Origin of the sequence: Shimazuella kribbensis DSM 45090, assembly GCF_000428065.1 — a bacterium.
Lineage (GTDB): Bacteria > Bacillota > Bacilli > Thermoactinomycetales > Thermoactinomycetaceae > Shimazuella > Shimazuella kribbensis.
Window position 1 is genome coordinate 1 of sequence record NZ_ATZF01000011.1, and the last position, 12,207, is coordinate 12,207.

The window sequence follows — 12,207 nt, forward strand, 5'->3', positions numbered from 1 at the left end:
TGAAGCTGGAATCGCTAGTAATCGCGGATCAGCATGCCGCGGTGAATACGTTCCCGGGCCTTGTACACACCGCCCGTCACACCACGAGAGTTTGTAACACCCGAAGTCGGTGACAGAACCCTTAGGGGACTGAGCTGCCGAAGGTGGGACAGATGATTGGGGTGAAGTCGTAACAAGGTATCCCTACCGGAAGGNGGGGATGGATCACCTCCTTTCTATGGAGTACCTTTTGGTACAAATTCGGTTACCAAATAATCAGGCGTGTTACTCACTCTTCGGTTTTCAGGGAATAAATGAGACCCTAGTACATAAGTACTAGGGTCTTTTGATCTTATAAGGGTATTCTGTACAATTTCTATTTGGATTGCATTCATATATGGAGTAGGTTAAAAAGATGATTCTAAGTTATTATTAGACATCTTGTATAAGTATTTTTTATTGGTTTTCATTACGATTTCTGAAATACATGCTAAGTTAACATAAAAAATGTAAATCTTATCGTTTATCATTTGAATGGATGTGAATTGATTTCGTTATCATGTGCTATTGAGGAAATTGAGATATAGAGTAGCGTTCCTAACATAATTCGATTAATATAAATGTAATCCGTTCCTTGCTCATCACACGAGGATGTGTCATGACAGTCGTTATCTTTGATGTGGTCGTGGCCATTTTGGTCATGTTGTACCTGTCCAAGGTCAACAAGAGCGCGAATGGGATGGTCAAGAAGTATCTGATCGTCCCAGTCATTCTCATCTGGGTACATCTGGTGGGGAATGCATTGCAGGAGAACAACATCGGTCCGGAGTTCCTTCAAGGACATCTTCACGACCTTGGTGTTGCTGCCATGTGGTGTATGGTGGTGCTAAGGTACTTCGTACACCCTAGCACTACGATCCCGTATTACCAGAAGGCCGTTGCTACCGCGAATTCTGTCTTGAAGCTCACTGTTCCTTTGCATGGAGTTACCACACTCTTGTGCATTGGTTACAAGGTAAGCCAGGTCACCGTGTTCCGTGAGGAGCATATCGCAAAGGGCTACTCCGGAATGCTGGACGTCGCAGACATTGCGGCACTCTGCGTCGGCTTCCTCGTCATGGTCGTCAACCACTACCTCCTTCGTGGGTCGGTTCGTCGCCAGATGAAGGGAGCTATCCCGAAAAACGACATGTTCCGTCTCTCCTCAAGTGATGGATAAGTCGAGCTGAAAAGTGTCGATTAGCTAAGAACAACTGCTGTCGATACAAACGACGCTCGGTAACTTGGAGAGGTTGCCGAGCGTCGTCGGTTATTATACTTTTTCCATTACTCAGGTTGGTTTATCGATGCTTCACCTGCTGTAAATGGTGTTGCACCTTCATAGAGTAAGTGCATCACCATTCCTACTGCTGCGTGGTTAAAGTTATGACAACATGATCCATCCAGATCCCAGGGTTATCAGCGATGATCGCCACTTCATAAGTATGAGTCCTGACCCTCTATGAATAGATAGTCTTTTTACAAAAGTTTTTTCAAGTGCTTAGTATTCGTTGTTGATCCATCCGTAGGAATTACATCTATTATTGTCCCAGGACGAATAAATATTGTCACATTTCAAGTACAAATAATATCTATTGGTCAATCCATAAACTGTTCCACTCGTGGAACCATAAGTATACAATTTCCCAAATCGAACGATTACTCCAGTCCAAGTATCTCTTATATACCATTTTACGTCGAAGTCAGTATAGTTCTCCACCTTGTATTTGATGTAACCGCTTGAATTTGGACCAATCCGACTGGAAACATTAGAGCTGGTAGAACCATAAATCTGGACAGTGGCCCAACTAGCAGCATATGTGTGTAGTTGAAATGCAAAACTAAAGACCATTGCTAAAATTCCGGCGACTGTAGCCATAGTATATTTCTTTCGCAAGATACTCACCTTTTATCCTTTATTGTTTGGAACAGATGACCTCGATTTTAAAATAGTCCGAAATAATGCGTTTTACCTATTCTTTAGGTATCTCCTTAATATAAATCCACTCATTTTTTCATCCTATACGAGTGTGAAACGTAAAGCATAATAACTTTGGGTGCAGTGAAGTTACGCATTTTTTGCTACAAAACACTTTTGTAATCGCTATCATTTGAATGATCATTGTTTTTTTCGGTTTTCTACATTACTATTTCAGACGGAATGCTATAAAGACTAGTGATAAGAGCCTAACAATTCAAGTGAGTTAAATCCTACCCCGCTGTACTCACCCCCTTCCTCAGAGAATTATTCTAATAGTAATTATTTTTATACATTTAGTCAATTGCTATTTTTTTATATTTGGAGAATATTATGATTGTCTTTGCATGTATAGTTTATGCTTTCAAGTAGATGGATCATAAATCGTAGGAGAACAACATTGGTCCGGAGTTCCTTTAAGGACATCTGCACGACCTAGGTGTTGCTGCAATGTGGGGTATGTTGGGGCTAACGTACATCGTACACTCTAACACTGCGATCCGATATTACCAGAAGGCAGCTGCTACTGCGAATTCTGTCTTGTATTTGGCAGATCAAGTGGCTTTTATCACTTGTCACCTTAGGTATGTTTGGATTGATCATTAGTATCGTGTTGTTTTGGGGACTTAGTTTCTTTGTAGATGGCTTTGATATTGATGGTGTTGTACCAGCGGTTCTTGGAGGTTTGATTCTGACGATAGGATCATCGCTTGCAAGTGGTTTAGTGAAATAAGATTGTTGATCCAAATAGGTCTGAACAGTGCTACACACTCCCTAGCGAGAAGGAGTGTGCTTTTTTAGCCTATTGAGCATCCTTGTCTACTGCTTCTCGGCTCCACTTTGGCATCCAAATCGGAAACCACATCGGAAGCCAAGCAGGAGTCCATGCAAAGCCCGTCAAGATCCATTTCTGGTTTTTCTTTTTCTGGGTTTTCTTTGGGGTTTCCGCAGGAATCCACTTGCGCGAATAAAACCGAACTACGCAACTCAGACAGAGGATGGTCCAGTAGACCAGTTGCATGTAATAGATGAACTTGTAATCCCACCCCTTGTGGATTGCAAACAGGACTCCACCGAACAGAACCAGAGCGGCAATGAGATTACTTGTGAACTGACCTTTTTTGTACGAGACCCCTCGAAGGGATCGAATTGCAACAAGCTGAACAGCCCAAATGGCATCCATGATCACCAGAACCGAAAGCATCCAGTGGCTCATGGAGATGATATGGGCATCATCCGTAAACTGGCTAATGATCCATTCCCCTGTGAAGAGTTGGACTCCCCACATGATAGCCGAGCCTACAGACACGATTGCGATGGCCCAGTTACAGTATCGGAGGGCTTCGTTGTATCTCTTCTTTCCGAAACACTCTCCGACAAATGGGGCCACAGAACTGGCAAAGCCTTGGACCCATGCCACAGTCAGCAGCATCTTGATCTGCCTTGCAATGTGCCCAGCCGCATACACTTCCGTTCCATACTGGAGCATGGTCCGGTTCATGTAGAACAGGGCCAACTGATGCACCAGCCCTGCACCAATCATGGGAATAGCTTGCTTGACCAGCTTTTTCTGAAGCATCTTATGACGACGCCACGAATTGCTGTCAGCAAAAATCTTTTTCTGTACCTTCCTCCATGTGTAGTTCAGCTGAAAGAGATTGTGGATGGACGTCATGCCAGTCCAGTTGTCAGACAAAGAACTTCTGCCAAAGATCTTTGTCCTGACCGCTAGCCACGTGAATACCAGTCCAACGAGGTTAGCGAGAACAGTTGCCAATGCTGCTCCCTTTACTCCCCAATCAAAGGTAAAGATGAATACATAACCCAGTGGCAAGTGGATCACATTCATCGTTACCCCAGCGACGAAAACAGCCTTACTGTCTTTGATTCCGAGGAGAATATTGGTCATCATTCCCATCATGCAAGGGATGATGGCACAACCACCCACAATTCGCAGATAGTCTGCTGTTTCTGAAGTCGTTTGGGAGTCGGCTCCAAACAGGATCTGAACAAGCACAGGAGCAAGACAGATGAACAGAGCCCCAAACAAGAAACCAAACTTGATCGAAAGGAGGATTCCTTGGGCCGCACCCAACCGAATCTGCTTGAGTTTGGATGAATCAGACAGAAGATTCTTGTCCTTTTCATCCAAAAGATTCTTGCCTCCTCGGCTCTGAGATACGAACACACTTATCTCACTTGCGATTGTGCCGGTAACCTGTTGCTGGATCAAAAACAGGATGCTGCTTGAAATCCCTACAGCGGTAACCGCCACCAAACTGATCTTGGACACCATCCATGCATCAACAAGGTTTAGGCTATTCTGGGATAGGCTTGTGAAAATACCAAACCATCCCATCTTTCCGAGCTCACGAAGATGTTTGAAACGCACAGCAACTCCTTTTGTTGTTGAAGGGGAGAGTTAACAATATTATATTGTATTTTTAATATAACTAATATTTAAATTTTCGATTTATCCTTTTTTATTTGTTTCACACTATTTAGTGGTACGCTATTCATTGAAATATGCTGTGTTAAAATCAAATAAGATACAGTGGAGCAAGAAAATAGGAGAGAAGCCTATCACATTATGACTTTCAAAAAATGAACATCCTTACTTTTTAACGTGGTGTCGGATTGTGTTTCTGGATGAATGAAATATTCTATTTTGGAAGGATAAAAAACAGTATTTTATGATAAAAAAGTTATTAATGGGTTTTGTACGGAAAGATAAAAACAGACTTGAAATAGCTTTCAAGTCTGTAAGCTGGATTTTTATATTGGGTAATCAGCGTGATTTTTGGACAGGTATCCAGATCTCACTTTTGTATGAGGTAGAAGTTGTGTCTTTGCATTCGTTCCATAATATTTCAGGGCCTTCTACCTGTTCGTAATGAGAAGATGGGAACCACTCGGAATAGATTCGTCCCCAAATGTTTTGTAAGGTGTTTGGAAATGGCCCAATAGATTCAAATACAGCCCAAGTATAAGCAGAAACTTCAAGACAATTCCAATTTGCTGGAGATTCCTTGGTTGTTGCTACTCCAATATAATGATCAAGCTCTCCTTTTTCCTCCATTCGCCCTTCAGAAAAATTAGTAGATGCACTAATGATTCCTTTTGGTTCGATATTGGATAAGTTTTTTAGCTCTCTAATCATATCATCGTCTAAGCTCTTCACCATAGAAGTCATTTCTGGATTTACTCCATGAAAGATGATAGGTACTCTTTTTTTCAGACCTACAATCCGAAATGCTTCTTTTTCCTCTATTCGGTATCGCATCTCTTCGCCCCCTTGAATGGTTAATTGGAAGGTCATCCGCGGAAAGGCTTTTAGGATTTGTTTCTTTACTGTGACTTCAGATGGAGAGATACCATGTAGTTTTTGAAAAGCTCTCGAAAAAGAGTCTGCGGAACGGTAGCCATATTCGACTGCAACATCTATGACTCGAAATTTTCGTTCCATTAAGTCAAAAGCAGCAAGGGTTAGGCGTCGGTTACGGATGTATTCAGATAAGGATACTCCAGCAAGAAAGGAAAACATTCTTTTGAAGTGATACTCTGAACACAGACTTATCCTAGCTACTTCTTGGTAATCAATTTCTTCCGTCAAATGAGTTTCGATATAGTCTATCGCATCATTCATTCTTTTAAGCTCATTCACGAGATGACCTCCCTCATACATAAAGCATAACAAGGTTTATTTGGATACATCCGACTTTTGGTGCACCAATTAGTCGGTAGGTATTTTTTCATTTTCATTTTTTTTCGATATGGTAATGTATTTATTATAAAAATAAATACTAGCTAGATTGGATTGATTTTACTTTATGAAAAGAATTTATGGAGAAGGTTTACTGTTTGTTTGTATGGCTATTTGTGTATGGCTTTCCACATCGGCTTTGGAAATGGTCGCAACCCTGACTGGGTTGTTATGTGTTTGGCTCACTACCAAAGAAAATATTTGGTGTTGGCCTATTGGATTGATCAATGTTGGTTGTTTTTTTGTGATGTTTTATGAAGCCAAACTATATGCAGACATGACCCTGCAAATATTGTTTTTTATCCTTAGTATCCAAGGCTGGATCATTTGGTTGACCAAAAGACAAGATGCAAGTGTAAGACCTACAAGAAGGTTATCTGCTCGAATGAAGTGGATTTTACCGATTATTCTTGTTTTGGCAACCATTGCTTGGGGATATGTTTTGACCCATTATACAGATGCCTCGATTCCGTATTTGGATGCGTTTATCGCTACGCTTAGTATCATTGCACAGTTTCTATTATCCAGTAAAATCTTAGAAAATTGGTATGGGTGGATCGTGGTTGATGTATTATCGATTGGAATGTACCTCTATAAAGAACTGTACTCGGTGGCCTTTCTATACTCCGTTTTCCTTGTTCTTGCTATCTTAGGGATGATTTCTTGGAAAAAAACATATTCACTTGCAAAAGAATAAAGGATGTTGACCATGAAAAAAGTAAAATCAAATCGAGAGGGATCTAAAAAGATTGGTCTTACACTTGGAAAATTTGCTCCACTTCATCAAGGGCATCAATTTATGATGGAAACAGCTATACACGAAATGGATGAAGTAATTGTGATTATTTATGATAGCCCTGAGACGATAAATATTCCATTGCCTGTTCGTGCGAGATGGATTAGAACCTTATATCCCACAGTCGAAGTGATAGAAGGTTGGGATGGACCATTGGATATCGGTGATACACCTGAGATCAAACAAAAACAGGAAAACTATATATTAGGATTATTAAAAGGCCGCAAGATTACACATTTTTATTCAAGTGAATTTTATGGAGATCACATGAGTAAAGCTCTTGGTGCAATAGATCGGCGAGTGGACGAGAGTCGTGAAAAATATCCGATCTCAGGAACCGAGGTACGCGAAGATCCATATCTGAAACGAAACTATGTAGCTCCAGTTGTATATGCCGATTTTATAACCAAAGTCGTTTTCCTTGGAGCTCCCTCAACAGGAAAATCAACAATAGCACATCAATTAGCAGAGGAGTTTCAGACAGTATGGATGCCAGAATACGGTCGAGAGTATTGGGAGGAACATCAAGTTGATAGACGCTTAACAAAAGAGCAATTAGTTGATTTGGCAAATGGACATATAGAACGAGAGCAGCAAAAGATAATGAAAGCAAAGGAATATTTGTTTGTAGACACCAATGCAATAACAACTTATCTCTTTTCACAAGATTATCATGGGGAATCCCACCAAGAGTTGATTCAACTGGCTGATGAAGCCAGCACAGGATATGATTTGGTTTTCCTATGTGAGGATGATATACCTTATGAAGATACATGGGACCGTTCTGGAGCTGTTCATCGAAGTATCTTTCAGAAGAAAATAAGAGCAGATCTATTGGAGCGAAAAATACCGTATTTTTCATTAAAAGGAACATTGATTCAACGTATAGAGAAAGTAAAAAAGGTATTACAACGATTTCAGAAGTACGATAGCTTAGGAAGACTGTTTATGTAATCTGCTTTATGAAACATGTTTTTGTTCTGGAAAGATCACATTAAATATAAAACATGAATGAAAAGCATTTCAGTATGAGATACGATAGGTGTGTAAGAGCTGTCCCAGAAAGATATATGGATAAAATCTTCGTTGCTGAAGTGGCTGAGCTCTCGAAATGGAGCTAGTTCTTTGCCGGATGGACTTTCCTGAGTGAAAGTCCACCCGCACACATTTACTTTTGTTACTTCCCCAAGTAACTGGACTTTCTTCATCGATTTAATCTTCTGTGAAACGGATCTTTATGTTTGGGAATTTCCCATAAAATGTGAAACAATGAGTGGAAAATGTACTTTATTTGTGTTTTTTTATGATGATTCTTTTACATATTGTTCAAGTATAAAAACATATACCTGCTAAGATAAAGGAGTTTTGAAGTTGAACGGTACGGTACTTATTACAGGTGCTTCGAGTGGTATTGGCTGGGAGTTGGCTTTGCTTTTTGCTGAGGCAGATTACCATGTTCTTGCTGTAGCGAGAAATGAAATAAAACTGAAGGAATTGCAACAAACGGTACAACAAAAATACGGGGTGGAGCTTGACTATATTCCCAAAGATTTGGTGCAACCTCAAGCTGTTGATGAATTAATAGCGGAACTAGGGCAGAGATCTCTTTCCATTGATTTTTTAGTGAATAATGCTGGTTTTGGATTATATGGGCCCTTTATAAAGACAGATGCGAAAGATGAGATGGATATGATCACTTTAAATGTAGGAGTCTTAACTCATCTTACGAAAAGCCTTATACCTCATATGATGGAACAAAAACGAGGTGGAGTCCTAAATGTTGCCTCTACCGCCTCTTTTCAACCGGGTCCCTTAATGGCGGTTTATTATGCAACCAAAGCATATGTCCTTTCTTTTTCGGAGGCATTGGCAAATGAATTGATTGGTACGGGAGTGACAGTTACGGCATTGTGCCCTGGTCCTACTGCTACAGGGTTTGAAAAACGAGCGAATTTGGGAACATCGAAGTTATTTCAGAGTGGAGTAATGGATGTTAAATCCGTTGCAAAACATGGATTTCATGGCTTTCTAAAAGGTAAAGCAGTTGTGATACCTGGTTGGAAAAATCGCATTTTAGCAAGCTCTACTCGTTTTGTCCCCAGAAATATCGTCACCAAAATCGTGCGTAAACTTCAAGAAACACGAGGTGGGCAGAGTTGAACCGAACAGCTTTAATAACAGGAGCTTCTTCTGGTATTGGAGAGGCATTTGCGGTTGAGCTAGCAAAACAAGGCTATGATGTTGTTTTGTTGGCTCGCTCTAAGGATAAGTTAGAAGATCTTGCAGCACGATTAGAGGAGTATCCGATTCGAATCGAGACAATTGTTCAAGATTTAAGCGTAGAATATGCGGCAAAGATCATAAAAGAAAAAGTAGAGAAATATGGCTTATCTATCGATTTTTTAGTGAATAATGCTGGATTTGGAACAAGCGGAGAGTTTTTATCTAATACAATGGAACTCGACCATCAACAAGTGATGGTCAATGTAGCATCTGTATTGGATTTAACACATGTATTTTTGCCTTCTATGGTAGAACGTGGTCATGGGACAATTATCAACTTAGCATCCTTGATTTCGTTTGTACCTATGCCATATATGAGTGTATATGGAGCGACGAAAGCATTTGTGCTTGCCTTTTCTCAGACATTAGCGGAAGAATATCGGCATAAAGGTATAGACATACTAGCCCTTTGTCCTGGTCCTACGGAAACCAAATTTTTTGAAGTTGCAGGAAGTAATGCAAGTGACGGAATGAAAATGCGAACTTGTGATCAAGTTGTAAAAACCGCTTTTCGTGCTTTGGCAAATCGAAAAAGTGTAGCGATTGATGGATTTGCTAATACCATTCTTGCTCAGTTGCCGCGTTTTGTAAGTCGGAGTAGCTTAACCAAAGTTATAGGAAGACAGATGCGAAAAAGAAATTAAACTCTTCTTCGAAAATGAGCAATGAAAAACGCACAAATGCGTGCCAAAATTAATAATGGTATAAAGTAAGCAAACAAAAATGTTATCATTGTTTTCGCTACCATTTGACTATCCCCTTTTGCTTTACCATTCCTTTTACATAGAAAAAATATACAAAAAATAAAGCTCATTTGTTCTAGACAAGGGAAATTTCTAATAGAAGTAAAAGAAAACAACTTGTATCTTTATCGGCAAATTGGGAATAATAACAATAGAAAGAATGCTAGATAAAGGTGGGCGGGTAAAATGAAACCATGTGAAGAACGAGAGGTCTGTATCGTTTGTGAAAAAGAAAGAAGAGATGTCCTCCATATTCTCGATCAGCCAATTTGCACCGTTTGTGAACAGGACATTGCTGGAGTAAATGTATCTGATTTGGCGTATGATTTTTATATAGCCAGACTAAAAGAGATTTGGTAGGATTTTACGAGAGATGTTGAACGAGGCGACTCTTATGGAGGGTCGCTTCTTGTTGGTGGAAAGTGCATTTTTTATATGAAATGGGAGCAGCAATGATGGATCACAATCGAGTACCATTGTGGGAAGCACTAAAAAAACACAAATCGTTTACCAAGGCAAACTTTCATGTACCTGGGCATAAAGCAGGACAAGCATATGATCAAGATGGATATCGCGATTTTTCCAGTATTCTACCTTTTGATTTGACCGAAGTAGGGGATTTAGATGATCTACATGCCCCAGTAGGTGCGATAAAAGAGGCACAAGAATTAGCTGCTGATGCGTTTGGTGCTGTTCATACTCGGTTTTTGGTGGGAGGGACAACAGCGGGGATACTTGCATCCATTTTGTCGATATGCCAACCAAATGACAAAATAATCGTGGCAAGACATTGTCATCAATCTGTTTTTCATGGATGCTTTTTGGCCGGGGCAACTGTGATTCCCATACCTTATACGATTGATCCTGCCTCAGGCTTGGAATTACCTGCTTCGTCCAAAGTGACTGAGCAATTGCTCAAGGAACATCCCGAAGCAAAAGCGGTAATTCTCACCAGCCCCACTTATTTTGGAGTGGTGCAACAAGTGAGAACCCTATCTGAAATCGCCCACCGCTATCAAGTTCCGTTAATTATTGATGAAGCACATGGAGCCCACTTTGGTTTTCATCCGAATCTCCCCACATCTGCTATGTGCAGTGGTGCGGATATAAGTATACAATCCTCTCACAAAATGCTACCAGCCATGACCATGTCTTCTATGTTGCATATAAATAGTAGATTAGTCGATACAGGCCAAGTAGATTTGTATCTGAAAATGATTCAATCCAGTAGCCCTTCCTATCCATTGATGGCATCACTTGATTTAGCTAGGCGTTATATGAGGACAAAAGGGGAAAAGCAGCTTTCCCTTACGTTGGAACGCGTTCGTTCTTTTCGAGAGAAACTAGAAAAGATACCATCAATACAAGAATTAAAGATATCTATTAACATGGACCCATTGAAACTCTCCATAGAAAGTGAATATTATACAGGATATGAATTGGCGGAAATATTGGAAGGAAAGGGAATATATACAGAGTTAGCAGATGAACAAAAAATACTTGTTGTTTTTTCAGTTGGTACAAAACAAGTAGAATTGGATTATTTGCATCAGACTTTGACCGATTTGCATATGGACAAGCAGGTAGCAAAATCGAAAACTAAACCTATGCTTCTGGCTCCAAGAGAAGGAGAGATTCTTCCTTATGCCGAATGTAGAACAAGAGAACGCTGCTTTATTCCAGTGAAACAAGCATTTGGAAAAAGAAGTGCTACTCATTTGGTTCCTTATCCTCCAGGCATTCCTCTCCTGTTAATGGGTGAACGTATTCACCAAGAAGTTATAGACTATCTATTGTTTTTACTAGCATCAGGTGGAAAAGTTCGTGGATTAATCGAGCATCAAGGGGAGTATTGGTTGTATGCATATCATTAAATAAAATGAGGTCACCTATCATGGAAGGCATTTTTATAACATTCGAAGGAATTGAAGGTGTAGGTAAGTCCACTCAAATCGCAAAAGTATATGAATATTTATCGAAAGACTACTCTGTTATTCAAGTACGGGATCCTGGAGGGACCGAGATTGGAACGAAAATTCGCGAAGTTTTGTTGGATCCTTCTATAAAGGAACCGTTTGCGATGTTTACAGAACTTTTTTTATATGCAGCTTCTCGAGCACAACTCATGAATCAAGTTATTGTTCCTGCTCTCAGGAACGGGACAATAGTTTTATGTGATCGATTTATTGATTCTACTATTGCATATCAAGCATATGGAGCTGGGGTTCCCTTAGCTGATGTTCATCAAATTAACTGTCAAGCAATTGGGGACTATTTTCCAACTAGGACCTACCTATTGGATCTTTCGCTTAAGGTATCGCAAAAAAGGCTTTCTCAACGTAGCATGGGAAAAGATCGAATGGAACAGAAATCGTTGAAGTTTCATGATCGTGTTCGACAAGGATATTTGAAATTAGCAGAAGAGAATAAAGAACGTATCAAGCTGATCGATGCTACGAAAAACAAAAAAACTATCTTTCAAGAAATAGTTCAAGATCTCCACACGTACATATAATCCCAAGTATTGGATTTCTTTTCATTTGCCGAAGCGAATCTACCGATGATAGAATAGAGATAGATAGTGTTTGAAGATAGATGAACAACTCAATGGGATATGGATATCCCC

General features: G+C 40.1%; 13 protein-coding genes and 1 rRNA gene. 10 read left to right on the top strand and 4 right to left on the bottom strand.

Annotation, left to right across the window (positions count from 1 at the left end; genetic code table 11):
- Positions 1–215: ribosomal RNA gene (locus tag A3GQ_RS0113850) — 16S ribosomal RNA — on the top strand; the annotation flags it as partial.
- A 422-nt stretch (positions 216–637) separates the two neighbouring features.
- A complete protein-coding gene (locus tag A3GQ_RS0113855; protein WP_028777558.1) occupies positions 638–1,198 on the top strand; it encodes a hypothetical protein in 561 nt (186 codons plus the stop codon).
- Positions 1,199–1,519: 321 nt separating this feature from the next.
- On the opposite strand, the gene A3GQ_RS0113860 is transcribed toward A3GQ_RS0113855, so the two are convergent.
- Complete coding sequence (locus tag A3GQ_RS0113860) at positions 1,520–1,915, bottom strand: hypothetical protein (RefSeq protein WP_028777559.1); 396 nt, start codon at positions 1,913–1,915, stop codon at positions 1,520–1,522.
- A gap of 634 nt (positions 1,916–2,549) precedes the next feature.
- On the opposite strand from A3GQ_RS0113860, the gene A3GQ_RS26315 reads away from it, so the two are divergent.
- Entirely contained in the window at positions 2,550–2,729 is a 180-nt protein-coding gene (locus A3GQ_RS26315; RefSeq protein WP_281170838.1) for a phage holin family protein, read from the top strand.
- A gap of 69 nt (positions 2,730–2,798) precedes the next feature.
- Here the strand turns inward: A3GQ_RS26315 and A3GQ_RS0113870 are convergent, their stop codons facing one another.
- On the bottom strand, positions 2,799–4,388 hold the full coding sequence (locus A3GQ_RS0113870) for an MATE family efflux transporter (protein ID WP_028777560.1): 1,590 nt from the start codon (positions 4,386–4,388) through the stop codon (positions 2,799–2,801).
- 396 nt (positions 4,389–4,784) lie between these two features.
- Positions 4,785–5,660, bottom strand: a complete 876-nt coding sequence (locus tag A3GQ_RS0113875) for an AraC family transcriptional regulator (RefSeq protein WP_028777561.1) — start codon at positions 5,658–5,660, stop codon at positions 4,785–4,787.
- Between the two features lie 166 nt (positions 5,661–5,826).
- Between A3GQ_RS0113875 and pnuC the strand changes: the two genes are divergently transcribed.
- Entirely contained in the window at positions 5,827–6,456 is a 630-nt protein-coding gene (gene pnuC / locus A3GQ_RS0113880; RefSeq protein ID WP_028777562.1) for a nicotinamide riboside transporter PnuC, read from the top strand.
- A 12-nt stretch (positions 6,457–6,468) separates the two neighbouring features.
- Entirely contained in the window at positions 6,469–7,509 is a 1,041-nt protein-coding gene (locus tag A3GQ_RS0113885; protein WP_051271830.1) for an AAA family ATPase, read from the top strand.
- A 35-nt stretch (positions 7,510–7,544) separates the two neighbouring features.
- On the opposite strand, the gene A3GQ_RS0113890 is transcribed toward A3GQ_RS0113885, so the two are convergent.
- Positions 7,545–7,763 carry a hypothetical protein gene (locus tag A3GQ_RS0113890; protein WP_028777564.1) on the bottom strand — a complete coding sequence of 73 codons (219 nt, stop codon included), beginning with the start codon at positions 7,761–7,763 and terminating at the stop codon, positions 7,545–7,547.
- Positions 7,764–7,926: 163 nt separating this feature from the next.
- Between A3GQ_RS0113890 and A3GQ_RS0113895 the strand changes: the two genes are divergently transcribed.
- From A3GQ_RS0113895 to tmk, 5 genes are all read left to right on the top strand, one after another.
- Positions 7,927–8,715 (top strand): SDR family NAD(P)-dependent oxidoreductase, encoded by a 789-nt coding sequence (locus A3GQ_RS0113895; protein ID WP_156877728.1) that lies wholly within the window; start codon positions 7,927–7,929, stop codon positions 8,713–8,715.
- The gene (locus A3GQ_RS0113900) at positions 8,712–9,482 is read left to right on the top strand and encodes an SDR family NAD(P)-dependent oxidoreductase (protein ID WP_028777566.1); all 771 of its coding nucleotides are present in this window, start codon (positions 8,712–8,714) and stop codon (positions 9,480–9,482) included. The genes A3GQ_RS0113895 and A3GQ_RS0113900 overlap by 4 nt, the downstream gene beginning before the upstream one ends.
- A 285-nt stretch (positions 9,483–9,767) precedes the next feature.
- Complete coding sequence (locus A3GQ_RS26320) at positions 9,768–9,941, top strand: sigma factor G inhibitor Gin (protein ID WP_083964243.1); 174 nt, start codon at positions 9,768–9,770, stop codon at positions 9,939–9,941.
- A 95-nt stretch (positions 9,942–10,036) separates the two neighbouring features.
- Positions 10,037–11,455 (top strand): aminotransferase class I/II-fold pyridoxal phosphate-dependent enzyme, encoded by a 1,419-nt coding sequence (locus A3GQ_RS0113915; RefSeq protein WP_028777567.1) that lies wholly within the window; start codon positions 10,037–10,039, stop codon positions 11,453–11,455.
- A gap of 20 nt (positions 11,456–11,475) precedes the next feature.
- Positions 11,476–12,096: a dTMP kinase gene (gene tmk / locus A3GQ_RS0113920; RefSeq protein WP_028777568.1), complete on the top strand. Its 621-nt coding sequence runs from the start codon at positions 11,476–11,478 to the stop codon at positions 12,094–12,096.
- Positions 12,097–12,207: the final 111 nt, after the last annotated feature.